21 protein-coding genes are annotated in these 24,391 nt (G+C 62.4%); 7 read left to right on the top strand and 14 right to left on the bottom strand.

Features of this window, described 5'->3' with window-relative positions; translation table 11 throughout:
• Positions 1–19: 19 nt before the first annotated feature.
• Positions 20–1,450 (bottom strand): FAD-binding oxidoreductase, encoded by a 1,431-nt coding sequence (locus tag CHC01_RS11025; RefSeq protein WP_089264314.1) that lies wholly within the window; start codon positions 1,448–1,450, stop codon positions 20–22.
• A 13-nt stretch (positions 1,451–1,463) separates the two neighbouring features.
• Positions 1,464–2,213, bottom strand: a complete 750-nt coding sequence (locus CHC01_RS11020) for a FadR/GntR family transcriptional regulator (protein ID WP_089264313.1) — start codon at positions 2,211–2,213, stop codon at positions 1,464–1,466.
• 304 nt (positions 2,214–2,517) lie between these two features.
• Between CHC01_RS11020 and CHC01_RS11015 the strand changes: the two genes are divergently transcribed.
• The gene (locus CHC01_RS11015; RefSeq protein ID WP_093759102.1) at positions 2,518–3,282 is read left to right on the top strand and encodes an SDR family NAD(P)-dependent oxidoreductase; all 765 of its coding nucleotides are present in this window, start codon (positions 2,518–2,520) and stop codon (positions 3,280–3,282) included.
• Between the two features lie 92 nt (positions 3,283–3,374).
• Entirely contained in the window at positions 3,375–4,274 is a 900-nt protein-coding gene (locus CHC01_RS11010; RefSeq protein ID WP_089264311.1) for a dihydrodipicolinate synthase family protein, read from the top strand.
• On the opposite strand, the gene queC is transcribed toward CHC01_RS11010, so the two are convergent.
• The gene (gene queC / locus CHC01_RS11005) at positions 4,271–4,987 is read right to left on the bottom strand and encodes a 7-cyano-7-deazaguanine synthase QueC (RefSeq protein WP_089264310.1); all 717 of its coding nucleotides are present in this window, start codon (positions 4,985–4,987) and stop codon (positions 4,271–4,273) included. The genes CHC01_RS11010 and queC overlap by 4 nt on opposite strands.
• A 119-nt stretch (positions 4,988–5,106) precedes the next feature.
• On the opposite strand from queC, the gene mazG reads away from it, so the two are divergent.
• Positions 5,107–5,931, top strand: a complete 825-nt coding sequence (gene mazG, locus CHC01_RS11000) for a nucleoside triphosphate pyrophosphohydrolase (RefSeq protein ID WP_089264309.1) — start codon at positions 5,107–5,109, stop codon at positions 5,929–5,931.
• A 31-nt stretch (positions 5,932–5,962) separates the two neighbouring features.
• The gene (locus CHC01_RS10995) at positions 5,963–6,748 is read left to right on the top strand and encodes a sulfite exporter TauE/SafE family protein (protein WP_089264308.1); all 786 of its coding nucleotides are present in this window, start codon (positions 5,963–5,965) and stop codon (positions 6,746–6,748) included.
• A 17-nt stretch (positions 6,749–6,765) separates the two neighbouring features.
• Here CHC01_RS10995 and hflX read toward each other — a convergent pair whose 3' ends face one another.
• From hflX to dusB, 8 genes are all read right to left on the bottom strand, one after another.
• Positions 6,766–8,157: a GTPase HflX gene (gene hflX / locus CHC01_RS10990; protein ID WP_089264307.1), complete on the bottom strand. Its 1,392-nt coding sequence runs from the start codon at positions 8,155–8,157 to the stop codon at positions 6,766–6,768.
• Positions 8,158–8,180: 23 nt separating this feature from the next.
• On the bottom strand, positions 8,181–8,426 hold the full coding sequence (gene hfq, locus CHC01_RS10985) for an RNA chaperone Hfq (protein ID WP_068731834.1): 246 nt from the start codon (positions 8,424–8,426) through the stop codon (positions 8,181–8,183).
• A 187-nt stretch (positions 8,427–8,613) separates the two neighbouring features.
• Positions 8,614–9,471, bottom strand: coding sequence for a D-amino-acid transaminase (locus CHC01_RS10980; protein WP_089264306.1), 858 nt, complete (start codon positions 9,469–9,471; stop codon positions 8,614–8,616).
• A 46-nt stretch (positions 9,472–9,517) separates the two neighbouring features.
• Positions 9,518–10,888, bottom strand: coding sequence for a nitrogen assimilation response regulator NtrX (gene ntrX / locus CHC01_RS10975; protein ID WP_089264305.1), 1,371 nt, complete (start codon positions 10,886–10,888; stop codon positions 9,518–9,520).
• A 32-nt stretch (positions 10,889–10,920) separates the two neighbouring features.
• A complete protein-coding gene (locus CHC01_RS10970) occupies positions 10,921–13,206 on the bottom strand; it encodes a sensor histidine kinase NtrY-like (RefSeq protein WP_089264304.1) in 2,286 nt (761 codons plus the stop codon).
• A 192-nt stretch (positions 13,207–13,398) separates the two neighbouring features.
• A complete protein-coding gene (gene ntrC, locus CHC01_RS10965; protein WP_068731842.1) occupies positions 13,399–14,841 on the bottom strand; it encodes a nitrogen regulation protein NR(I) in 1,443 nt (480 codons plus the stop codon).
• A gap of 14 nt (positions 14,842–14,855) precedes the next feature.
• Entirely contained in the window at positions 14,856–16,034 is a 1,179-nt protein-coding gene (locus CHC01_RS10960; protein ID WP_231080673.1) for a two-component system sensor histidine kinase NtrB, read from the bottom strand.
• Entirely contained in the window at positions 16,031–17,065 is a 1,035-nt protein-coding gene (gene dusB, locus CHC01_RS10955) for a tRNA dihydrouridine synthase DusB (protein WP_283805448.1), read from the bottom strand. Before dusB ends, CHC01_RS10960 begins: the two co-directional genes overlap by 4 nt.
• 232 nt (positions 17,066–17,297) lie before the next feature.
• On the opposite strand from dusB, the gene CHC01_RS10950 reads away from it, so the two are divergent.
• Positions 17,298–18,494, top strand: coding sequence for a bifunctional 2-C-methyl-D-erythritol 4-phosphate cytidylyltransferase/2-C-methyl-D-erythritol 2,4-cyclodiphosphate synthase (locus CHC01_RS10950; RefSeq protein ID WP_089264303.1), 1,197 nt, complete (start codon positions 17,298–17,300; stop codon positions 18,492–18,494).
• A 1-nt stretch (position 18,495) separates the two neighbouring features.
• Positions 18,496–19,119: a CinA family protein gene (locus CHC01_RS10945; RefSeq protein WP_089264302.1), complete on the top strand. Its 624-nt coding sequence runs from the start codon at positions 18,496–18,498 to the stop codon at positions 19,117–19,119.
• Here CHC01_RS10945 and CHC01_RS10940 read toward each other — a convergent pair.
• Positions 19,109–19,594, bottom strand: a complete 486-nt coding sequence (locus CHC01_RS10940) for a type II toxin-antitoxin system RatA family toxin (protein ID WP_089264697.1) — start codon at positions 19,592–19,594, stop codon at positions 19,109–19,111. The genes CHC01_RS10945 and CHC01_RS10940 overlap by 11 nt on opposite strands.
• A 10-nt stretch (positions 19,595–19,604) precedes the next feature.
• Positions 19,605–20,564: a lipoyl synthase gene (gene lipA / locus CHC01_RS10935; protein WP_089264301.1), complete on the bottom strand. Its 960-nt coding sequence runs from the start codon at positions 20,562–20,564 to the stop codon at positions 19,605–19,607.
• A 100-nt stretch (positions 20,565–20,664) separates the two neighbouring features.
• Here lipA and CHC01_RS10930 point away from each other — a divergent pair, with 100 nt between their 5' ends.
• On the top strand, positions 20,665–21,267 hold the full coding sequence (locus tag CHC01_RS10930) for a DNA-3-methyladenine glycosylase (RefSeq protein ID WP_089264300.1): 603 nt from the start codon (positions 20,665–20,667) through the stop codon (positions 21,265–21,267).
• Between the two features lie 139 nt (positions 21,268–21,406).
• Here the strand turns inward: CHC01_RS10930 and CHC01_RS10925 are convergent, their stop codons facing one another.
• Complete coding sequence (locus CHC01_RS10925) at positions 21,407–24,280, bottom strand: valine--tRNA ligase (RefSeq protein WP_089264299.1); 2,874 nt, start codon at positions 24,278–24,280, stop codon at positions 21,407–21,409.
• Positions 24,281–24,391: the final 111 nt, after the last annotated feature.

Here is a 24,391-nt window from a genome sequence, read left to right as displayed (position 1 = left end):
TGATGAATGCAGCCGTCGCTTATTGCGCAGGCAGCACTTTTCCGGGATTCATGATGTCGTTCGGATCGAGCATCTGCTTGACGCTACGCAGCAGCCGCAGCTCGGTCGGCTTGGTGACGCGGGCAAGCCGCTCGCGATTGGCGATACCGATGCCGTGCTCGGCACTGATGCTGCCGCCCAGCGCAACAGTCTCTTCATCGACGATGGTGTTGATGCCGCGGATCGTGTCCTGAAGCTGATCCTTCTGGTTCTGCTCAAGGCCTGGAATGATCGCGAGGATGTGGATGTTGCCGTCGCCGATATGGCCGTGCATCACGATGCGGGCGTCGGGCCGATAGGCAGCGATGCGCTTCTCCACCTGCGTGACGAACGTTGCCTGCTGCGACAAGGGCACGGCGCTGTCGTGCGAGATGACGTAACCGGCCTTCTTGCTGCCTTCCGACACGCTGTGTCGGATCTTCCAGAACGCCGCAGCCTGGGTCTCGCTGGAGGCCACCAGCGCATCGGTGACCAGCTCGCGCTCATAGGCATTACTGAGCAACGCTTCGAGCGCTGCATTCAGATCGACTGACACCAGCGTGTCGACAAGCTCGATCAGCACGTACCAGGGCGTATCCAGCTCGAACGGGATGTTCACCAGCGGCAGGTTCTCGGCGATCACCTCGATCTGGCCGCGCGACATCACCTCGAAGGCGCCGATGCGGTCACCGAGTTCGGTACGTGCCTGCGCGAGCAGGTCGAGCACCGCATCGATGCTGTTCAACTTGGCGAAGGACACTGCCCTCGCCCTTGGCTTCGGAAACAGCTTCAGCACTGCGCCTGTGATAATGCCGAGCGTACCTTCGGCGCCGATGAAGAGCTGCTTGGTGTCAAAGCCTGTGGAGTCCTTGCGCAGGGCCGTCATCCCGTCGAGGATCTCGCCATCGGGCAGCACGACTTCGAGGCCAAGCGTGAGTTCGCGTGTGGTGCCGTAGCGCAACACGGCGGTGCCACCGGCATTGGTGGAAAGATTGCCGCCGATCTGGCACGAACCTTCAGCGCCAAGGCTGAGCGGAAACAGGCGGTCGATATCGTCCGCTGCCTTCTGGATGTCGGCGAGGATGCAGCCGGCGTCGACGGCGATGGAATCGCCGAGACGGCTGACGCTGCGGATCTTGTTGAGGCGATCGAGACGCAGCACAATCATGGTGCGCTCGCCGAGCGGGGTCGCCGCGCCGCACATGCCGGTATTGCCGCCCTGGGGTACGATGGCGATGCCGGCGACCGCGCAAGCCTTGACGATGGAAGAGACTTCCTGCGTCGAGCCAGGCTTCACGACGGCCAGCGCCTTGCCGTGATAGCGGCCGCGCCAGTCCACCACATAGGGTTCGAAATCGCCGCCGGGACCGATCAGGTGTCGGTCGCCGACGATGTTAGCAAGCGTTGCAAGAAATGCCGTATGGTCGGTCAAGATGCTCTCCTCGTCACCGGAACGAGAGATCGAGCAGACGGCCTTCGAACAGGCGGTCGCGCGACGTTTCGAGATGGAGACGCATGGCCGTGCGCGCTGCCTCGGCGTCGCGATCACGGATAGCTTCAAAAATACTGCTGTGTTCCTCGAACACCTGTTCGAGGCCGGGCCGCGGGCCCATCAGCGATAGGCCGTGAAGCTTCATGCCGACAGCGACGTGGTCCTTGAGGGCGTTCAGCGAGGTCGCGAAATAGTGGTTGTTGGTCGCCTCGGACACGGCGAGATGGAAAGCGTAGTCGGCGTCTTCGCGATGCTTGCGCTTCTTCGTCGCCTCGCGCAGCAGACCGAGCGCTGCTTCCATCTTGCCGAGATTGTCGTCGCTGCGTCGGAGCGCTGCAAAATGCGCGGCATCGGCTTCCATGGTGATGCGGAATTCGAAGCAGCGCTGGATGTCCGCGATGGTCTCCACCCGCGCGAAGCCGAGTGGCTGTTGCTGCGCACGCATCTGGACGAAACTGCCCGCGCCTTGTCGGGACGTGATCAGTCCGTCTTCGCGCAACCGGCCGAGCGCTTCGCGCAGTACCGGGCGGGAGACGTCGAACATATCAGCGAGTTCGTGCTCGCCGGGCAGCTTCTGGTCCGGCGCGTAGTCGCCATTGGCGATGCGCTGCGCGAGTTCGCCATAGACCTTGTCGACGAGCGAACCGGCGGCACCGCGCGGACGCGGCGCTTCAGGCAATTCAGAGGGATCAATCGGCTTCATGATCGGTCAAACCGCAGCTCACAGGGATGGCGGCGGAGGTTTCGTGTGACAGTCCGATCGCCCGGGAGCGCCGTCGCATGGAAACACTTCCTCGCCCAAAAATTTCGGCGACCATGAGAGGCGGCGGCAAACTTGTCAACATGTCAATGTTGCGCGGATGGACCGCTATTATCTTATATCATTGAGATACAACAACTAAATTGCATGACTTGGTCAAATACCGTGCTGCATCGCACAAATGCTGATAACTTGTCAGGCTGCTGAAATCGTGGTCGAACGCTCGCTCAATCGGAAAGGACCAGGCGTGACCAACGGACTGAACGGCAAGGCTATCGTGATCATCGGCGCAAGCTCCGGCATCGGCGCTGCCGTGGCGAAGAAATTCGGCGCCCTCGGTGCCAGGCTGATCGTGCACTACAACGGCAATCCGGAAGGCGCCGAGGAAGTGGTCGCGAATATCCGTGCGAGTGGTGGCACAGCCGACCTCGTGCGCGGCGACGTGTCGGAGCGCGCTGAAGCTGCGCGCGTGATCGACGAGGCTCATGCCAAACTCGGTCGCATCGACGTGCTGATCAACAATGCCGGCGCCATGTTCGGCCGCACCTCCATCGCCAATGCCACCGACGAACAGTATGACGACGTGGTCGATCTCAACATCGGCTCGGTGTTCTTTGCCTGCCGCAAGGCCGCGAAGATCATGGAGGCGCAGCGTTCAGGCTCGATCATCAACACGACCTCGGTCGCAGCCCGTAACGGCGGCAGCGGCGGCGCCGGCCTCTATGGTTCGGCCAAGGGTTTTGTCTCGACCATCACGCGTGTGCTGGCGAAGGAACTGGCTCCGTTCAACGTGCGCGCCAATGCGGTGGCACCGGGCGTGATCATGACGCCGTTCCATCAGCGCTATTCGACCGCGGAGCAGCTCGAAGGCGCCCGCCAGGGCATTCCGCTGGGCCGGATCGGCACGCCCGAGGATTGCGTCGGCGCCTATCAGTTCCTCGCCGACGAGACCATGAGCAGCTACATCACCGGTCAGGTCATCGAGGTGAATGGCGGCCAGATCATGCCGTAACGTATTTACCTCTCCCTGCTTGCGGGGAGAGGTAAAAAAACAAGCGCTTCGTTAGAAGAACTCCTGCAACACGCACCCGAAAGAGCACAACGATGACAGCTCCCTTCCCGACCGGCGTCTACTGCGCCGCGACCACCCCCTTCAACGCCGACCTGTCGGTGGATCAGGGCCTGTTCACCTCCCACTGCCAGCGTCTACTCGATGACGGCTGCACCGGCATCGCCATGCTCGGCACGACAGGCGAAGCCAATTCGCTGTCATCGCGCGAGCGCATGGCGCTGCTGGAAGCCGTGGTGAAATCCGGGATCGCGCCGTCGAAGCTGCTGCCGGGCACCGGTGTTGCGTCGATCATGGAAACGGTTGAACTCACAAAGCACGCTGTCGCCAGTGGCGTCGGGGCCGTCGTGATGCTGCCGCCGTTCTACTACAAGGGCGTGTCCGATGATGGCATCGTCGATGCCTATACGGCTGTGATCGAGCGCGTCGCCGATCCGCGCCTGCGCGTCGTGCTCTATCACATCCCGCAGATGTCGGCGGTGCCGATCTCGCTCGACGTCATCGATCGGTTACGCAAGCGCTTCCCGGAAATCGTGGTCGGCATTAAGGATTCCGCGGGCGAGTTCGCCAATATGAGCGCCATCGTCGACCGCTTCCCGGGTTTCTCGGTACTGGTCGGCGCCGATCCCCTGATGTTGAAGCTGCTGCCGATGGGCGGCGCCGGCTGCATCACGGCGACCTCCAACCTCGTGAGCCGCGAGCTCGCCACGGTGTTCAATGGTTACAAAGATCCGGCCAAGGCGGCCGAAGTTGCGACTGCGCAGGAGCGTATCGTCGCGGCGCGCAATGCGGTGTCCAGCTATGCGCAGCTTCCCTCGCTGAAGGTGCTGCTGGCGAAGCGCGACAACAATGACAATTGGCTGCGGGTGCGTCCGCCGCTGACGGGCCTCAGCGCTACTGAAGCGGCCAAGGTCCGCGAGTCGCTGTCCGTCTAGACAGCCGTGGCTGCGAACGCGCGCCAGCCTTTGGCGCGTAGTTCGCAGGCCGGGCATTTGCCGCAGCCATAGCCCCAGTCGTGTAATGCGCCGCGCTCACCGAGATAGCAGGTGTGCGAGTGTTCGCGGATCAGGTCGACGAGGCCCTGCCCGCCGAGCTCATGCGCCAGCGCCCAGGTCGCCGCCTTGTCGCGCCACATCAGCGGCGTGTGCAGCGTGAAATTCTTGGCCATGCCGAGATTGAGCGCCTGCTGCAGCGCCTTGATGGTGTCGTCGCGACAATCGGGATAGCCGGAGTAATCCGTCTCGCACATGCCGCCGATGATGTGGGTGATGCCGCGTCGATAGGCCAGCGCTGCCGCGAATGTCAGGAACACCAGATTGCGGCCGGGCACAAACGTATTGGGCAGGCCGTCGGCCCCCATCTCGATGGCGACGTCACGCGTCAGCGCGGTGTCGGAAATGTCGCTCAGCGTCGGGATGTCCAGCGTGTGGCTGTCACCGAGTTTCGTGGCCCAATCAGCATTCAAGGCTTTCACGCCGGCCAGCAGCTTGTCGCGGCTGTCGAGTTCGATGGCGTGGCGCTGGCCGTAAGCGAAGCCGAGCATCTCGACGCGCTTGAAGCGCGCCAGCGCCCAGGCCAGACAGGTTGCGGAATCCTGGCCGCCGGAGAACAGCACCAGCGCGGTTTGATCGGGGAAAGTGTCGCTCATCGGCTGCAGATAGCACTCTGCAGCCCTGTGTGAAAGACAGGCAAAACCGGGCATTTCCGCTGGGCCACGCCGCCGTCCTGCGGCATAGCAAAGGCTCCTGCTGTGAACCGTGGTGCCTCATGACCCCTTCCCGCGATATCGTCGGCCTGATCGAGATCATGGCCCAGTTGCGCACGCCCGTGACGGGGTGCCCATGGGATCTGGAGCAGGATTTCGCGAGTATCGCGCCCTATACGATCGAGGAGGCCTACGAGGTCGCCGATGCCATCGCCCGGCACGATCTCCACGACCTCTGCGACGAACTCGGCGATCTCCTGCTGCAGGTGGTGTTCCACGCCCGGATGGCCGAAGAGCAGAACGCATTCGCGTTCGGCGACGTCGTGGAGGCAATCACCCGCAAGATGATCCGCCGGCATCCGCATGTGTTTCCCGGCAAGGATGGCAAGATCGCACCGACGGATGTGAAGGGGACGTGGGGGCGTATCAAGGCCGAGGAAAAGGCTGAACGCGCCGCCCGGCGCGGCGTTGAGGCCACGCCGCCCTCCTCGTTCCTGGCCAGCGTCAAGGCCGGGCAACCCGCGTTGAGCCAGGCCATGGAGCTGCAAACAAAAGCCTCCAGCGTCGGCTTCGACTGGAATGATCCGCGTGCCGTGCTGGCGAAAATCCGCGAGGAAGCCGACGAGATCGAAGCAGCACTCGATCGCGGCGACCGCGCCGAGGTGGCGGCCGAGACCGGCGACCTGATGTTCGCGCTGGTCAATCTGGCGCGCCATGTGGACGCCGATCCCGAACTCGCATTACGCGGCACCAACGTGAAGTTCGAGCGACGTTTTGGCTATATCGAACAGGCGCTGGCGGCGAAGGGACGGACCCTGCAGGAGGCGTCGCTCGAAGAGATGGATGCGCTGTGGAACGAGGCGAAGGGTAACGAAATCGCGGATTGAATGACTCGCAACCGCTAGGGAACAACCGACGATGACACTGACTGACGTCCTCGGCGGTCTTCTGGCGGGCGGTGTCGGCGGCATGGCGTCCGGCTTGCTCGGTATTACCAGTGGCGGAATCCTCGTCCCGCTGCTGGTGCTCCTGCTTGGCAAAGATCAGCACGTCGCCCAGGGCGTTTCTCTCGTCGTGCAGGTCGTGCCCACCAGTCTTTCTGGCGTCCGCAACTATCAACGCAGCGGCCATCAGGTGCCGCCGCGCTGGCTTGCCTGGCTGGCCATCGGATTTGCAGTGGGCGGGTGCGTTGGTGCCTTGCTCGCAACAACCGTTTCTGCTCGCGCGCTGCAATGGACTTTTGTCGGCTATCTGCTGGTTCTCGAAGTGATCGTCATCTGTCGGCCGTCACATCCCAAGCTCGAAGGCACTGCAGACGAAGCGAAAGAGGTGCCGTTACGCGGGTCAGCGCTCGTTGCCATCGGCGCGGTCGCGGGCTGGTCGTCGGGATTTCTGGGGATCGGCGGCGGGCTTGCGATCACCGCCTTGATGACGGGCCTGCTGAAGGTGTCCCAGCATCAATCCCAGGCCCTTAGCCTTGCCGTCACAGCACTGCCCGTCACTTTACCGGCCGCCCTGCTCTATGTGCAGCAGGGCACAGAGCTGCCGTGGCTCACGATTGCAAGTCTGATCATTGGACTGTGGATCGGTACCGGTCTTGGATCACGGCTGGCGAATCACATGAGTCAGAGAGCTTTGCGGATGACACTCATCGCTGTCATCGCCGGCATGGCAGTGTTCATGGCGTTTAAAGCTGCAACCTGAACAACAACGGAGTTTCGTCAGGCACTCAGATCCGCGACCGGATGCAGCACTGCACTGAACCGACTCATGACGATATCGCGTTTGGTCTCATCGACACGCACCACCATGTCGAAATGGCCGTCGTGCAGTTCTTTCACCAGTACTTCCGCATTGCGATGCAGCCAGCTCACGCCAGCACCGTCCGCAGCGTCGATCGACAGATCCAGCGTGATGCGGCTGGCGGCGAGCCGTGTTTCGATGGCAGCGAGCAGATCGTCGATGCCCTCGCCGGTTTCGGCTGAGACCATGAAGCACGGCTTGTCCAGCGGCCGCCGCGCCGCGATATTGGCGAGGTTCTCGCGCTCCTCCGGAGGGAAACGATCGATCTTGTTCCAGACTTCGAGAATGCGCGCTGTTGCATCCGTATCGATGCCGAGCTTGCGCAGCACGTTGTCGACGTCGCTTTGCTGCGCTTCCGCATCCTCATGCGAGATGTCGCGGACATGGAGAATGATGTCGGCTTCTAGTACCTCTTCCAGCGTCGCGCGAAACGCGGCTACGAGCTGGGTCGGCAGGTTGGAGATGAAGCCCACCGTGTCCGACAGCATGGCCTTGCCGCCATGCGGCAGCGTCAGCGCGCGCAGCGTCGGATCGAGGGTCGCGAACAACATGTCCTCGGCCTGCACGTCGGCGCGCGTCAGCCGGTTGAACAGCGTGGACTTGCCGGCATTGGTGTAACCGACCAGCGCAACAACGCGATACGGCACGCGCTGGCGGCCGGCGCGATGCAGGCGCCGCGTCGCCTGGACCTTCTTCAGATCGGCTTCGAGCCGCGCGATGCGGTCGCCGATCATGCGGCGATCCGCCTCGATCTGGGTTTCGCCGGGGCCGCCCATAAAGCCAAAGCCGCCGCGCTGGCGCTCCAGATGGGTCCATGAGCGGACGAGACGGCTGCGCTGATAGTTGAGATGCGCGAGCTCGACCTGCAGCGTGCCTTCCTTGGTCTTGGCGCGGCGGCCGAAAATCTCAAGGATAAGGCCGGTGCGGTCGAGCACCTTGGCCTTCAGTTCCTTTTCGAGATTGCGCTGCTGGATCGGCGACAGCGCGCAATCCATCACCACGATGCCGATCTCGTTCGCCGCGATCAGGCCGGCGATCTCCTCGACCTTGCCCTTGCCGAGATAGGTGGCGGGGCGGATCTGGCTCAGCGGCGCGGCGACGGCCTCGACCACGGTGAGGTCGATGGCGCGTGCGAGACCGACCGCCTCTTCGAGCCGGGCTTCCGTATCGCGGACATGAGAATAGGCTTGCGCGTCGGCGTCGCCCCGCCGTTCGCGCAGGTAAGGACCGACCACGAGAACGCGGCCGGTCGATTCGCTGCTGGCCGAAGGTCGGTCGGCAGCATTGCCTTCGAAGCTACGAAATTCCAATCAAGCGTCTCTCAGGAGTTCGCTCAAGCCGGATCCTCGCCACCCTCAAAAAGCTGAATCGGTGCGCCCGGCATGATGGTCGAGATCGCATGCTTATACACCAGCTGCGAGTGTCCGTCGCGTCGGAGCAAAAGACAGAAATTGTCGAACCAGGTGACAATGCCCTGCAATTTGACGCCGTTCACCAGAAAGATCGTGAGCGGAGTCTTGGTCTTGCGTACGTGGTTGAGGAAGGTGTCCTGTAGATTTTGTGCGCGGTCTGCCGCCATTTTTTTTAATCCCGCAGTCTGTTTTGTTGCTTTTTTTGAACCCGGCGCAGCCCTCTCCGGGGCCTTACCAAGCTGCCGCACTTTCCCCTGAGATCCCCCTCCGGGAGCGCGACGACGTGATTAGACGGCAGGCGCGCTTTTTAGGCAAGCCGGAACGCGGAATTGGTGCCTAAAAGCGCGGCAAATTTTATGAAATCGCTGCGAATTTATGGAATTCCTGCCTCAGGCGCGTCGCGATACCACCAGGCTTGCCGTCACCGATCGGTTTGCCATCGATATTGATGACCGGCATCACGATCTGACTCGCCGACGAGACGAAGGCTTCTGCGGCGTCATAAGCCTCTGCCGGTGTGAAGTTCCGCTCTTCCAGCTTGAGCTGCATCGAGGCCAGGACCTCGATCAGCACGGCGCGGGTGATGCCTGCGAGAATGCCTGACGCGGCCGTGCGCGTCACCACCTTGCCGTCCTTGGTGACGATCCAGGCGTTGCACGACGCGCCTTCGGTGACGAAACCGTCGGCGTCGACATACCAGGCTTCATAGGCGCCCTTGTCGCGGGCTTCCTGTCGCGCCAGCACATTGGGCAGCAGGCCAACGGTCTTGATGTCGACGCGCGGCCAGCGATTCTCCGCCGTGGTGATGACCTTCACGCCCTTGGCAGCAGTCGCCTGGTTCTTGGCGAAGTTGAGCGATTTCGCCGTTACGACCACGCTGGGCTTCACGTCCGGCGACGGAAATCCGTGATCGCGATGGGCGACGCCGCGGCTGATCTGCAGATAGACGATGCCGTAATTGATGCGGTTGCGGCGAATGACTTCCTGCATCACCACCTTGAGCGATGTCAGCGGCATGGCCTCGGCGATGCGCAGCTCTCGCAATGATCTCTGCATGCGCGCGATATGGCGGGGAAAGTCGACCATCTTGCCGCCGATGATCTCGCAGACCTCGTAAATGCCATCGGCGAACTGATAACCGCGGTCCTCGACGTTCACGGCGGCATCGCGCAGATTGACGTATTGACCATTCACATAGGCGATGCGCGACATGTTCGTTCCGAGGCTTGAGTTGAAAGCTTGAGGTGAGGTGAGTGATTTAGCCGACGCCGAGCGCCTTGAGCTTGCGGTGCAAGGCGGAGCGCTCCATGCCGACGAATTCAGCGGTGCGCGAGATATTACCCGAAAAACGGCTGATCTGCGCAATCAGATAATCGCGTTCGAACACTTCGCGGGCTTCGCGCAGCGGCAGGCCCATGATGTGCTCGCCATTGTTGCTGGTGGGCATCGACGGCACCATCGAACCGACGTCCTGCGGCAGCATGTCGGCGGTGATGATCACTTCCGGTCCGCCGCCGGCCAGGATCATGACGCGTTCGACGTTGTTGCGAAGCTGACGGATATTGCCCGGCCAGACATGCGACTGCAGGACAGCCATGGCGTCCTCGCCGATCTGCCGCTTCGGCAGGCCCGTCGCGATGGAGATCTGCTCCATGAAATATTCGATGAGCTCCGGAATATCCTCGCGGTGCTCAGACAGCGGCGGCACGCGGATCGGCACCACCGAGAGGCGATGATAGAGATCCTCACGGAAACGACCTTCGGCGATTTCCTCTTCGAGATTGCGCGCGGTCGACGAAATGATGCGGACGTCGACATTGACCTTGGTGGTTCCCCCTGCCCGCATGAAAGTCTGATCGACCAGCACGCGCAGGATCTTGTTCTGGGTCTCGCGCGGCAGATCGCCGATCTCGTCGATGAACAGCGTGCCGCCATGGGCTTCTTCCAGAGCGCCAGCCTTGCGCGCCTGTTCGCCATTGGACTGTTCGATGCCGAACAGTTCGACTTCCATGCGCTCCGGCGTAATCGCTGCAGCATTGATGACAACGAACGGCCCCGTGGAGCGAGCAGAGGCCGTGTGCAGCGTGCGTGCGGCGAGCTCCTTGCCGGCGCCCGACGGGCCGACGATGAGAATGCGGCTATTGGCCTTGGCGGCGCGATCGATGGTCTGGCGTAGCTGGTTCATGGCGGCCGAGCGCCCCGTCAACGAATTGGCGACCGGCGCGAGTTGCTTCAGTTCCTTGACTTCGCGTTTCAGCCGCGAGGTTTCCAGCGCGCGCGTCGCGACAAGGATCAGCCGGTCAGCCTTGAATGGCTTTTCGATGAAGTCGTAGGCGCCGCGCTTGATTGCCGCGACAGCGGTTTCGATATTGCCGTGGCCTGAGATCATCACCACAGGCAATTCGGGATTGTCGCGTTTGACCTGCTCGAGCAGTTGCAGGCCGTCGAGCTTGCTGCCCTGCAGCCAGATGTCGAGAAACACCATGTTGGGGCGGCGATTGGCGATTTCCGCGAGCGCGGAATCGCTGTCTCGTGCGGTGCGGGTGGTGAAGCCCTCATCGTCCAGAATGCCCGCAACAAGATCGCGAATATCGGCTTCATCGTCGACGATCAGAATGTCATTTGCCATGGGTCAAAATATCCTGGTCACGTTTATTCTTGTCAGTTGCCGGTAGCAGTTTTGATCTTCGGTTCGTCATCAGGCGGGGCTTCCGGTTCACTCTTGTCCGCGTCAGCCTTCTGACCAGAGATAGAAAACCGCAGCCGCATCCAGGCACCGCGCTGTCCTGGACGAACACTCGATGCGTCGCCAAGTTCGATGCCTCCACCATGATCCTCGAGCACCTTGCCGACGATCGCGAGGCCGAGGCCAGTGCCCTTCTCGCGGGTCGTTACATAGGGTTCGAGCAAACGCGACCTGTTGACGGTCGGCAGACCGATGCCGTTGTCGATCACGTCGATCAAGATCATGTCGTTCTCGCGCGACGCTGTGACATCAATACGACCTTTGCCGAGTTCTTCTGGCGGCACGGCCTCGATCGCCTCTGTCGCATTCTTGATGATATTGGTGAGCGCCTGAGAGATCAGCCGGCGGTCGAACCGCGCGCGCATCGGCTCTTCCTTGATCTCGGCGGAGATGTCGAGGTCGGGGTGACCGACCCGCATCAGGAATACCGCCTGACGCACAGTGTCGGCGACATCCTCACCCTCGATCACGGGCTTGGGCATGCGCGCAAAGCGCGAAAATTCGTCGACCATGCGCCGGATATCGTCGACCTGCCGGACGATGGTGTCGGTGCATTGTTCGAAGATCGCCTTGTCATCGACGATCACCTTGCCGAACTTGCGCTTGATGCGCTCGGCGGAGAGCTGGATCGGCGTGAGAGGATTCTTGATCTCATGCGCGATGCGGCGCGCCACGTCGGCCCAGGCCGAGGTGCGCTGTGCCGAGACGAGTTCGGTGATGTCGTCGAGGGTGATGATGTAGCTGTCGCGCGACTGGCTGGTCTGTTCGGCGCTGACGCGCACCGACAGATTGCGCTCCTGCCCGTCGCGGGTGATCGTCACCTGTCCCTGCACCAGCCGCTGCGATCCCTCGCGTGCGGTCTGCATCAATTCGTCGAGCTCCGGAATGATCTCGTGCAGCGGGTGGCCCAGCGTCTCGGACTCCGAATGTCCGACCAGTTTCTCGGCCGAGCGGTTGAGAATGCCGATCATGTTCGAGCCATCGACACCGATGATGCCGGCGCTGGCCGATGACAACACGGCCTCGATGAAACGGCGGCGACTGTCGATGACGTCGCTGGCGCTGACCAGTTCGTCACGCTGGGTGCGCAGCTCCTGCGTCATCTTGTTGAAAGTCTCGCCGAGATGAGCGAGATCGCCCTCGGACTGGATCACCGGTACCTGGACATGAAGATCACCGGTCGAGACCATATTCGCTGCGCCCATCAGGCGGCGGATCGGCGCCACCAGCCAGTTGGCGAAATTCAGGCCGATCAGCACGGCGGACATCAGCACCGTCAGTGCGATCACGGTGAACATCAGCGCGAAGGCGACCTGAATGCCGAGCCTGCGCGATTCCAGTTCGGCATATTCGGCTGCGCCAGCCTGGCTCTGGTTCATCTGCGCGACCACGCGCGGATCGAGCTTGCGGGCGACATAGAGGAACATATTGTCGAACGCCCGCAACCGGATCACGGCGGCGACGTAATTTCCCTCGGGGATTACAGCGATGGCCGGCTCGGACGCGCTGACATTGACGAGGAAGTCTGCCGGCGGCGGTGAGAATTCCTGTTTGATGCCGGGTTGGTCGGGTTCGATGACGTTGCGATCCTTGTCGATCAACATGGCGCCCGGCAGATTGCGCGCGGTTGCATTTGCCAGCATCAACGATCGAAACGTGCCGCGGTCCTGATAGAAAAGCGGTTGGATGCGCGCGAGATCGTCGGCCATGCCGAGGATATCACCGCCAATCAATTGGCCGTGCTCGTGCAGATAGGCGCTGGCAATCACGAGCGAATTGTTGATGACCGCCTTGGTTGGGCCGGAGAACAGCCGATCGAGGCCGCGGTCGAGGGTCACATTGGCGACGATCGAAACGAGTACCGCCGGCAGCACAGCGATCACCGAGAACAGGCTGACGATCTGCACATGCAGCCGGGCCGCCGCCCTGCCCCTGCGACGCGCCTGGACAACCTTCCAGATCTCCCGCGCAATGATCAGGACCAGCAGGAGGACGCTGGCGGCATTGATCAGCAGGAAGGTAACGACGACCTGATGGGTCGGCGCGATCGGCGTGAGGCCGTTCAGGACGAGGAAGGTCAGGCATGACGACAGCAGTGCCAGGCCGACAGCCAATGGCACGAACAGCCGCCGCAGGGTCCACCTGCGCGGCTCCGCCATCGACGGTTCATAGGCTGTAGCCGACGTGTCTGCGCTGGTCATTCCGACAATGTGGTGAGCGTGGACGCCGTGCGGCTGCCGGAGACAGCCCGGACCGCACTGATGCAATCATACAACAATGTTGCCCAATTACGACAAATCCACGGCGCAGACCAGCCAACGAAAACGCATACCCTGCGTTTTCGTTTGTTTTTGCGTCTCAAACCCTGGAATTGCTCGATCTCGTTGCCGGGATCAGCCGCCGGTTCGATAGACTTGGATATCGAGATCGCGAATCTTCTTCCGCAGGGTGTTGCGGTTAAGGCCGAGCAGATCCGCAGCGCGGATCTGGTTGCCTCGGGTCGCGGCCAGTGCTGCGGTCAGCAGCGGTACCTCGATCTCGCGGAGAATGCGGTGATAGAGGCCCGGCGGCGGCACGCCGTTCGGAAAGCCGGAGAAGTGCGAGGACAGATAGACCTCGACTGCCCCACCGAGATTATCCACGCCGGTCGGCGCGCTACCACCCGAGGCCACAGCGGGCGGCGCCAATTCGCCATCGATCACCGAACCGGTGATGACGTCCTGCGGATACAGCGCCGCGAGGCGGCGTGCGAGGTTTTCCAGTTCGCGAACGTTGCCCGGCCAGCGATGCTGCTTCATGCGCTCGAGCGCCAAGGCGTCGAGCTTCTTCGGCGGCAGGCCGTCCTTCTCGGCAAGGGCGAAGAAATGCCGGATTAGGTCGGGCAGATCCTCGATGCGCTCACGCAGCGGCGGCAGGCGCAGTGGCACGACGTTGAGGCGGAAGAACAGATCCTCGCGGAACAGGCCCTGCTGGATCAGGATACGCAGATCCTTGTTGGAGGCGGCGACGATCCGCACGTCGGTCTTGATCGGCGTGCGGCCGCCAACCGTCGTGTATTCGCCCTGCTGCAACACGCGCAGCAAACGGGTCTGGGCTTCCATCGGCATGTCGCCGATTTCGTCCAGGAACAGCGTGCCCCCTTCAGCCTGCTCGAAACGGCCGGTGGCGCGGGCATTGGCGCCGGTGAACGCACCGCGCTCGTGGCCGAACAATTCGGACTCGATGAGATCGCGCGGGATCGCCGCCATGTTGACCGCAACGAACGGGCCATTGCGGCGCTTGCCGTAGTCGTGCAGCGCGCGGGCCACCAGTTCCTTGCCGGTGCCGGACTCGCCGGAGATCATCACCGTCAGATCGGTCTGCATCAGGCGGGCGAGGACGCGGTAGATTTCCTGCATCGCCGGCGAACGGCCGACCAGCGGGATCGAGTCGAACTCGCCGTCATCGGCGTGGCTTGCGACACGCTCCTTCGGCTCGGACAGCGCGCGACCGACGATCGCGATCAACTCCTTCAGATCGAACGGCTTCGGGAGATACTCATAGGCGCCGCGTTCCGACGCGCGGATCGCGGTCATGAAGGTGTTCTGCGCGCTCATCACGATAACCGGCAGATTGGGGCGCATCTTCTTGATACGCGGCAGCAGATCGAACGCGTTCTCGTCGGGCATCACCACGTCGGTGATCACAAGGTCGCCCTCGCCCTGGCTGACCCAGCGCCACAAGGTGGCTGCGTTCCCGGTCAGGCGAACCTCATATCCGGCGCGCGATAGCGCCTGATTGAGGACGGTGCGGATCGCCGTATCATCGTCCGCAACCAGAATGCTACCTGCAGCCATCGTTAGTCCTCGTCTTACGTCTGTGAGGTGTGCGTCGGTGCCGCGGGGGCATCGGCGCTGCTCGGATCAAGGGTCTTGTCGTCCAATTTCTTGGCGGGGTTGAACATCGGCAACAGCACGCGAAAAGTCGTCTTTCGTGGCTGCGATTCACATTCGATGATCCCACCGTGATCGCCGACAATCTTCGCAACCAATGCAAGACCCAGGCCGCTCCCGGTGGGCTTGGTGGTGACGAAGGGATCGAACAGGTTGGGCAGAAGATCTTCGGGAACGCCAGGGCCGTTGTCCTTGACGCAAAACTCCAGTGGCAGCGAGACGCGCGATTTCTTGCCCGGCACTGACAGGCGGACGCCCGGCCGGAACGCGGTGGTGAGCTGGATTTCACCATCGGAGCCGAGATCGACGATGGCTTCGGCAGCGTTCTTCACCAGATTCAGGAACACCTGGATGAGCTGGTCCTGATTGGCGAGCACCGGCGGCAGCGAGGGGTCGTAATCCTCGATGAAGCGGATGTTGCGGGCGAAGCCGGACTGCGCGAGGCGCTTCACGTGATCGAGGACGGAGTGAATGTTGACCGGGCCACGCGCCACCGGGCGGTCGTCGCCGAACACTTCCATGCGATCGACCAGCGTCACGATGCGATCGGCTTCGTCCATGATCAGGCGTGTCAGCATGCGGTCTTCCGACGATGCCGACTGCTCAAGTAGCTGAGCGGCTCCGCGAATGCCCGACAACGGGTTCTTGATTTCATGCGCCAGCATGGCCGCCAGCGCGATCACGGATCGGGCCGCGCTGCGATGGGTGAGCTGTCGATCCATCTTGTCGGCGATGGTGCGCTCCTGCAGCATCACCACAATATGGCCCGGACGCTCGGTGAGCGGCGCGACGTGCAGATCGACCTGACGATCGCCGCCGATGCGCGGTGTGCCCAGATCCACCTTGTATTCGTTCACCGGCGAACCGGCGGCGCGAACCTGATCGATCAGCGCCAGCAGCGGACTGCCGAATGGCACCAGTTCTTTCAGAGACTGCCTGCGCAGGAACTGCGTAGAAATCTCGAAGAAGGATTCCGCAGCCATATTGGCGTCGACAATCTTGCCATCGGGCGCGATCAGAATCACCGGATTAGGTAGTGCGTTGAGAATGGCCTCACTGTCGGTCGGGACAGGGCGACGGTGCTCTGCGGCGTTCATGCGGCAGCACTCCATGCGAAATCATCGAAAGCGTCATTCAGAGACCGCTGCACACCGGAGGGATCTTCGGATGTAAGGATCTTCTGTCGCCAGGTCTTCAGGGTCTCGGTCGGCGCGCAGCTCGTAGCCGCGGCCGCATCGAGCGCCCAGCCGAGATGTTTGCGCGCGTGGCGCAAGCCGATGCGCAGGCCGTAGTGACGGACTACATCGTCGTAGAGGGCGCAGATATAAGCGAGCTGCTGCTGCAGCGACGGCACGGCTTCCGCGATGCCGGTTTCAAGACGTCGGCCGATCTGGCCGGGCAGCCACGGCATACCCTGCGCGCCCCGCCCCATCATCACGGCATCGGCTCCGGACATCTTCAGCGCGCTCACCGCCTTGTCGTAGGAGGTGATGTCACCATTGACGATCACTGGGATGCTCACCGCGTCCTTCACCGGGCGCACGGCGCTCCAGTCAGCTTCGCCCTTGTAGAACTGGCATCGCGTGCGGCCGTGGACGGTGATGAGCTGCACGCCCGCCTGTTCTGCGCGCTGCGCAAGCTCAGGCGCGTTCAGCATGCGATCGTCCCAGCCCAGACGCATCTTGAGAGTCACGGGTACTTTCACGGCAGCGATGGTCGCCTCGATCAGCTTCAATGCGTGGTCGAGGTCGCGCATCAGCGCGGAGCCCGACTGGCCGCCGGTCACATGCCGCGCCGGGCAGCCCATATTGATATCGATGATGTCGGCGCCGGCGGCTTCGGCCACACGGGCCCCCTCGGCCATCCAGTGGGTCTCACAGCCGGCCAGCTGGACCACATGGGGCCCGATCCCGGTCGCTTCGCAGCGCAATACCGACATGGGACGACCATTGACGAGATCGTCGCTGGCGGTCATTTCTGACACGACGAGGCCGGCCCCGAGTTCGGCGGTCAGCCTGCGAAACGGCGCATCGGTGATGCCCGACATCGGCGCCAGAACGACCCGGTTGGCGATCTCGATGCCACCGATTTGTAACGGCTTGCTGTATACTGAGTCCGGGGTGGTCACAGACCTGCTCGTCGTTGTCTCGTCCGCTGCATTGCGGGCATAGGGCGCATAATGCGCACATTTGTTGTGCAGTCAACCGTCATGCCTACACATTAGACAGATGCGCTCATTTTGCAAGTGCAGTGCAGCAATGCACTCTTATGCAGCCACGAGAATGTAATCATACTGTTTTTGCGCGCGGCCGTGCTAAGGGCTGTGCGATCACCGCTTACCCCTTAATCACCTGACCCTGATGACAAAATCACCTAATCCTGCCGGTTTGAAGACAGCCGCCATTATCGTTGCCGCCGGCCGCGGCCTCCGCGCCGGCGCCGGTGGGCCGAAGCAATATCGCATGATCGGAGGCCGCAGCGTTATTTCGCGGGCTATGGAGCCGTTTTGCAACCATCCCCAGGTCTTTGCGGTCCAGCCGATCACCAATCCTGACGATATCGCTGTGTTCAACGAGGCGGTCAGCGATTTGAGGTATCATGTTCCTGCCAATGGCGGTGCGACGCGTCAGGCGTCGGTGCATGCTGGACTCGAAGCACTGGCAGATCACGCGCCGGACATCGTGCTGATTCACGATGCAGCCCGCCCGTTCGTAACCCCTGCTTTGATCGAGCGCGCGATTGCCGCGGCACAGATCACTGGCGCTGCCGTGCCCGGTGTCGCCGTTACCGATACGATCAAACAGGTCAACGAGGCCGGACACGTGGAAGCGACGCCGGACCGTGCACGCTTGCGCAGCGCGCAAACGCCACAGGCATTTCGTTTTGATGTCATCCTTGAAGCGCATCGTCGTGCTGCAAAGGAAGGCCGCGATGATTTCACCGACGATGCCGCGCTCGCCGAATGGGCGGGATTGACCGTGGCAACCTTTGAAGGCGATCTTGCAAATATGAAGCTCACGACTCCCGAAGATTTCATTCGCGAAGAAGCGCGTCTCGCCGCCTCGCTCGGCGATATCCGCATGGGCACGGGCTATGACGTGCACGCCTTCGGCGACGGCGATCACCTGATGATCTGCGGCGTCCGTGTGCCGCATACGCGCGGCTTCCTTGCTCACTCGGATGGCGACGTCGGTCTGCATGCACTGGTCGATGCGATCCTGGGCGCGCTTGCCGATGGCGATATTGGTTCGCACTTCCCGCCGAGTGATGACAAATGGAAGGGCGCTGCGTCCGACAAATTCTTGAAATACGCCGTGGACCGCGTCACCGCACGTGGCGGCCGTATCGCCAATCTCGAAGTGACGCTGATCTGCGAGCGGCCCAAAATCGGTCCGCTGCGCGATGCGATGCGCGAGAAGATCAGCGAGATCTCCGGTGTGGCATTGTCACGCGTCGCGGTGAAGGCGACCACCAGCGAACGTCTCGGCTTCACCGGCCGTGAAGAAGGTATCGCCGCGACTGCGGCTGCTACCATTCGCCTTCCCTGGATGGACTGACATGGCAGCGAGCGACGCACGAGCCCTCTCCCGCGCGCTGCTCGATCTCTGCCGCAGCCGCAAGCTGACGATCGCGACCGCTGAGTCCTGCACCGGCGGCCTCGTCGCTGGCGCACTGACCGAAATTCCCGGCTCGTCCGATGTGATCGATCGCGGCTTCGTCACCTATTCCAATGCCGCCAAACACGCGATGCTCAGCGTCAAGACGGCGACGCTCGACAGTTTCGGTGCGGTCAGCAAGGAGACGGCGATCCAGATGGCGGTCGGCGCGCTCGAAGAAGCGGATGTCGATCTCGCGGTCTCGATCACCGGAATCGCTGGCCCCGGAGGCGCAACGCCGGGCAAGCCGGTCGGCCTCGTGCATTTTGCCGTTGCGTCGCGTGACGGTCGCATCGTCAACAAGGAATGCCGTTTCGGCGCCATTGGCCGCAGCGCGGTGCGTCAGCGTTCCGTGCTTGAAGCTCTGCGGATGCTGATGGAATTGGCACGTGGCCCGCAGCCGCCAGCCAAGAAGCGCGAAGCCGCCAGTCTCGCTCGGCCAAGGGTGGCAAGGTCGCCGCGACGGACCGCCGTCAAACGACGCAGGCCGACCGCGCCGCTAAAAAAGCCGACGACTAAGAAGTAGACGGAACGCCCGTGACGCGCGGCACACGATAGACTTCATCCGCGCGCTTCTCGAAGGCTACGGCAAAGCGCTGGAATGCCGCGTCGAACATCGTTCCCATCAGCATCGCCAGCATGCGGCTCTTGAACTCATAGGCAATGAAGAAGCCGACGTCGCATTCCTGACCTTCGGCCTTCGGCTCAAAGGTCCAGCGATTTTCGAGATTGCTGAATGGGCCGCGCAGATATTCGACCATGATCTTCAGGTTCGGCCGATCCAGCGTCACGCGGCTGGTGAAGGATTCCTGCACCAGCTTGAACGACACAGTCATGTCGGCAACGATGACCTCGGTGCCATTCTCCTGCGGCGTGCGCTGGCGAATCTTCAACGACTTGCACAACGGCACGAATTCCGGATAGCGCTCGACATCGGCAACCAGATCGAACATCTGGGAGGCACTGTGGCGCACGCGGCGCTTGTTGGCAAATCTCGGCATTGTCGCGTTCTCAGCGCGCGAGAGCGGCGCGCGCAGCCTGCAGCTTGGCGAAATCCTCGCCGGCATGATGCGATGAGCGCGTCAGCGGGCTCGCCGACACCATCAGGAAGCCCTTGGTGTAGGCGACTTTCTCATAGCCGCTGAATTCATCGGGGGTAACATAGCGCGACACCACGTGATGCTTGCGCGTCGGCTGCAAATACTGGCCGATTGTGAGAAAGTCGATATCGGCGGAACGCATGTCGTCCATCACCTGCAGCACCTCGTGGCGCTCCTCGCCGAGGCCGACCATGATGCCGGACTTGGTGAAGATGGTGGGATCAATTTCCTTCACTCGCTGCAGCAACCGCAGCGAATGGAAATAGCGCGCGCCCGGTCGCACCGTCAGATAGCGCGACGGCACGGTTTCGAGATTGTGGTTGAACACGTCGGGCTTCGCTGCGACGACGACTTCGAGGGCGCCCGGCTTGCGCAGGAAGTCAGGCGTCAGGATTTCGATAGTGGTCGTGGGGCATGCCGCGCGAATGGCACGAATCGTCTGCGCAAAATGTTCGGCACCGCCATCGGCGAGATCGTCGCGGTCGACTGAGGTGATGACCACATGATGCAGGCCGAGCTTGCGGACTGCTTCGGCGACATGCTCAGGCTCCATGCCGTCGAGCGCGTTGGGCATGCCCGTCTTGACGTTGCAGAACGCACAGGCGCGGGTGCAGGTGTCACCCATGATCATGAAGGTGGCGTGCTTCTTCTGCCAGCACTCGCCGATATTCGGGCAGCCAGCTTCCTCGCACACGGTAACAAGGCCGTTTTCCTTGACGATCTTGCGGGTGTCGCCATAGCCACGGCTAGTCGGCGCACGGACCCGGATCCAGTCCGGCTTCGGCGGCGAGAACGAATCCGGCCGATTCACTTTTTCAGGGTGACGCGGGCGGAGCGGTGTGGTGGAAACGGTATCGAGGACGACGACCATGAACTGTCCGTTCTGAGTGAAGCCTTAGGTAATCCGCCGGGCCCTGTCCTGCAACCCGCCCTCGCCTTGCCAGGCCCTGCATCGTAACATAGCAGGCAGAATGGCTCCAAAACCTCACCAAATCCCTCAAAAGCTCGGCAAGGCACTCAAACGCAGCTTTTTCGCGCGGAGCGTGCACGATGTGGCCCCCGAACTGATCGGTGCGACACTCCTGGTGGATGGCGTCGGTGGCGAGATCGTCGAGGTCGAGGCCTATCATCACACCGAGCCCGCGGCCCACTCCTTCAACGGGCAGACGCCGCGCAACCAGATCATGTTCGGGCCGCCCGGCTTTGCCTATGTCTACCGCTCCTACGGCATCCACTGGTGCGTGAATTTCGTCTGCGAGGCCGAGGGGGCGGCCAGCGCCGTGCTGATCCGGGCCCTGCAGCCGACCTTCGGGATTGGCGAGATGCAGCTGCGACGCGGGCTACAGGATGAGCGTATGCTGTGCTCCGGGCCTGGCAAGGTCTGCCAGGCGCTCAGCATCAGCATCGCGCATAACGGGCTGGCTTTGGACAAGCCGCCGATTGCGATTCACGCAAGGACGGAAGTGCCGGACATTGTCGCAGGCATCCGCATCGGCATCACCAAGGCCGTGGAATTGCCGTGGCGATACGGGGTGAGAGGCTCGCGTTATCTCAGCAAGCCGTTTGCGAGGTAATTATAGCGCCGTCATGCCCGGGCTTGTCCCGGGTATCCACGCCTTGGCCACTACTACTAGCACGGAAGACGTGGATGGCCGGGACAAGCCCGGCCATGACGAACATTGAGACTTTTGGCAGTCGCGGAATTGCGGCGCATCACACCGCGTTCTTGAGCCGCTCCAGCGCTTCCAGCGTCTTGGCCTTGCGGGCCTCGGCTGCTTCGCGCTTCTCGCGCTCTTCCTCGACGATCTCTTCCGCTGCGTTGGCGACAAATTTCTCGTTGGAGAGCTTGGCGTCGGCGCGCTTGATGTCGGCTTCGGCTTTCACCAATTCCTTGTCGAGACGTGTCTTCTCGGCGCCGAAATCAATCACGCCCTTCAACGGCAGCGCTGCGACTTCACCGCGGATCAGAAGCTGGACGGCGCCTTGCGGCGCGACATCGGCAAACGAGATATCGCCGAGACGCGCGAGGCGCTTCACGACGTCGCTCCAGCGCTGGGCGCGGGCCTGAGTTTCGGCAGACGCACCGGCCAGCACGAGCGGCGTCAATGTCGCCGGCACGATGTTCATCTCGGCACGCACCGAACGAACCTCTGTCACCAGATCGATGACCCAGCCGATTTCGGCTTCGGCGGCGTCATCCTTGAAATCGGCGACCGGTTCGGGATCGCCCATCAGGATCGGCGCGACGATCGGATCGCTCGCGGCGGTCGCGATGATCAGCGCTTCCTGCTCGCGCGTCAGGCCGCTCGCCTTGCGCGACCACGGCGCTAGCGCCAGCAGACCGTCGCGCGGCGCCGTCACGGCCCAGAGCTCTTCCGTGATGAACGGCATGAACGGATGCAGCAGCTTCAGGATCTCGTCGCGGGCCCAAGCGACCATCGCGCGGGTTTCGGTCTTGGCCGGACCGTCCTCGCCCATCATGAATGGCTTGGCGAGTTCGAGATACCAGTCGCAATACACGTTCCAGACGAAGCGATAGGCCGCGCCCGCCGCATCGTTGAAGCGATAGGCTTCGATGGCTTCGGTGACTTCGCGCGTTGCCTTCACGGTCTCATGCGCGATCCAGCGGTTGAGCACTTCCTTGGCCTTGGTCGGATCGAAGCCCGCCGGCAACACGCACTCGTTCATCTCGGCGAAACGGCAGGCATTCCAGAGCTTGGTCGCGAAGTTGCGATAGCCTTCGACGCGCTGGGTCGCGAGCTTGATGTCGCGGCCCTGTGCGGCCATCGCAGCCAGCGTAAAGCGTAGCGCGTCGGCGCCGTACTGGTCGATCAGGTTCAGGGGATCGATGACGTTGCCCTTCGACTTCGACATCTTGGCGCCCTTCTCGTCGCGGACGAGGGCGTGGATGTAGACGGTCGGGAACGGCACGTCCTTCTTGAAGTGCATGCCCATCATCATCATCCGGGCGACCCAGAAGAAGATGATGTCGAAGCCGGTAACCAGCACATTGGTGGGATAGTAGCGATCCACATCGACCGAGCTCTGCGGCCAGCCCAGCGTCGAGAACGGCCACAGCGCCGACGAGAACCAGGTGTCGAGCACGTCTTCATCGCGCGTGATGAAGCCCTCGCGCTTGACGGGATCGAGCGCCATCTCGTGGCCCTGCTCTTCCGTGATCACTTCCTGCTCGACATAATAGCCGAGCGCGTTGCCGACTGCTTCTTCCTCGGTCTCGGCGACGAACACTTTGCCATCCGGGCCATACCAGGCCGGGATCTGATGGCCCCACCAGAGCTGGCGCGAGATGCACCATGGCTGGATGTTCTCCATCCACTCGTAATAGGTCTTTTCCCAGTTCTTCGGCACGAACTCGGTCGCGCCGGTGCGCACAGCGGCGATCGCCGGCTGCGCCATGGTCTTGGCGTCCACGTACCACTGGTCGGTCACATAGGGCTCGATGACGACGCCGGAGCGATCGCCATGCGGCACCATATGCGTGTTGGGCTCGATCTTCTCCAGGAAGCCGAAATCTTCCAGCCGCTGCACGATGGTCTTGCGCGCCTTGAAGCGCTCCATGCCATGCAATTCTTCGACCAGCTCTGACGCTGCGACCGGCAGGCCGCGCAGATAGTCCTCGTTGTCGGCGAGTGCGAGCTTGCCTTCGATATCGAGGATGCTGATGCGTGCAAGGCCGTGGCGGTTGCCGACTTCGAAGTCGTTGAAGTCGTGCGCCGGCGTGATCTTCACCGCGCCGGAGCCCTTCTCCGGGTCCGAATATTCATCTGCGACGATCGGGATCAGGCGGCCGACCAGCGGCAGAACCACGTTCTTGCCGATCAGATGCGTGTAGCGTTCGTCATCCGGATTCACGGCGACGCCGCTGTCGCCGAGCATCGTCTCGGGACGCGTGGTCGCAACGGTGATGAACGAGGCCGGGTCTTCCGGATCGAAATTCTTGCCTTCGAGCGGATAGCGCAGATGCCAGAGGTTACCCTTGACCTCGACCTGCTGGACTTCGAGATCGGAAATCGCGGTCAGCAGCTTCGGATCCCAGTTCACAAGGCGCTTGTCCTTGTAGATCAGGCCCTCGCGATGCAGCTGCACGAACACCTTGATGACGGCCTCGGACAGGCCCTCGTCCATGGTGAAGCGCTCGCGCGACCAGTCGCAGGAGGCGCCGAGGCGCTTCAACTGATTGACGATCACGCCGCCGCTCTCGGCCTTCCACTTCCAGACGCGTTCGAGAAATGCCTCACGGCCCATGTCGCGGCGACCGGGCTCCTGGCGCTCCATCAACTGGCGCTCGACCACCATCTGGGTCGCGATGCCCGCATGGTCGGTGCCGGGCTGCCACAGCACGTCGCGGCCGCGCATGCGCTCGAAGCGACACAGCACATCCTGCAGCGTGTTGTTGAGGGCGTGGCCCATATGCAGGGAGCCGGTGACGTTCGGCGGCGGGATCACGATCGTATAGGGCTCGGCATCCACCCGGTCCGCGCGGCCGGCCTTGAACGCGCCTTCGGCTTCCCAGGCAGCGGCGATGCGGGTCTCGATATCGGCAGGCTGATAGGTCTTTTCGATCATGACAATTCAATCAAATCAGGGGTTTTTGGCCACGATTTTGAGGCCTGGGGCGAACGCAGGAAGCCGATGGCGCTAGAAACCCGCCAGCGCGGCTCAAGTCAACATATAGGG

The sequence above is a fragment of the Tardiphaga sp. OK246 genome (genome assembly GCF_900188215.1).
GTDB lineage: Bacteria > Pseudomonadota > Alphaproteobacteria > Rhizobiales > Xanthobacteraceae > Tardiphaga > Tardiphaga robiniae.
The sequence above is the reverse complement of the archived record's forward strand: the minus strand, read 5'-3'. Positions and strand labels throughout refer to the sequence as shown.

Excerpts from the sequence above, each read along its gene's own strand:
- CHC01_RS10960 (WP_231080673.1), bottom strand. The coding sequence starts at position 16,034 with ATGAACGCCGCAGAGCACCGTCGCCCTGTCCCGACCGACAGTGAGGCC.
- CHC01_RS11020 (WP_089264313.1), bottom strand. The coding sequence starts at position 2,213 with ATGAAGCCGATTGATCCCTCTGAATTGCCTGAAGCGCCGCGTCCGCGC.
- CHC01_RS11010 (WP_089264311.1), top strand. The coding sequence starts at position 3,375 with ATGACAGCTCCCTTCCCGACCGGCGTCTACTGCGCCGCGACCACCCCC.
- mazG (WP_089264309.1), top strand. The coding sequence starts at position 5,107 with ATGACCCCTTCCCGCGATATCGTCGGCCTGATCGAGATCATGGCCCAG.
- CHC01_RS10945 (WP_089264302.1), top strand. The coding sequence starts at position 18,496 with ATGGCAGCGAGCGACGCACGAGCCCTCTCCCGCGCGCTGCTCGATCTC.
- lipA (WP_089264301.1), bottom strand. The coding sequence starts at position 20,564 with ATGGTCGTCGTCCTCGATACCGTTTCCACCACACCGCTCCGCCCGCGT.
- CHC01_RS10970 (WP_089264304.1), bottom strand. The coding sequence starts at position 13,206 with ATGACCAGCGCAGACACGTCGGCTACAGCCTATGAACCGTCGATGGCG.
- CHC01_RS10980 (WP_089264306.1), bottom strand. The coding sequence starts at position 9,471 with ATGTCGCGCATCGCCTATGTGAATGGTCAATACGTCAATCTGCGCGAT.
- ntrC (WP_068731842.1), bottom strand. The coding sequence starts at position 14,841 with ATGGCTGCAGGTAGCATTCTGGTTGCGGACGATGATACGGCGATCCGC.
- CHC01_RS10995 (WP_089264308.1), top strand. The coding sequence starts at position 5,963 with ATGACACTGACTGACGTCCTCGGCGGTCTTCTGGCGGGCGGTGTCGGC.
- ntrX (WP_089264305.1), bottom strand. The coding sequence starts at position 10,888 with ATGGCAAATGACATTCTGATCGTCGACGATGAAGCCGATATTCGCGAT.
- CHC01_RS10925 (WP_089264299.1), bottom strand. The coding sequence starts at position 24,280 with ATGATCGAAAAGACCTATCAGCCTGCCGATATCGAGACCCGCATCGCC.
- hfq (WP_068731834.1), bottom strand. The coding sequence starts at position 8,426 with ATGGCGGCAGACCGCGCACAAAATCTACAGGACACCTTCCTCAACCAC.
- CHC01_RS10940 (WP_089264697.1), bottom strand. The coding sequence starts at position 19,594 with ATGCCGAGATTTGCCAACAAGCGCCGCGTGCGCCACAGTGCCTCCCAG.
- queC (WP_089264310.1), bottom strand. The coding sequence starts at position 4,987 with ATGAGCGACACTTTCCCCGATCAAACCGCGCTGGTGCTGTTCTCCGGC.
- CHC01_RS10930 (WP_089264300.1), top strand. The coding sequence starts at position 20,665 with ATGGCTCCAAAACCTCACCAAATCCCTCAAAAGCTCGGCAAGGCACTC.
- CHC01_RS10950 (WP_089264303.1), top strand. The coding sequence starts at position 17,298 with ATGACAAAATCACCTAATCCTGCCGGTTTGAAGACAGCCGCCATTATC.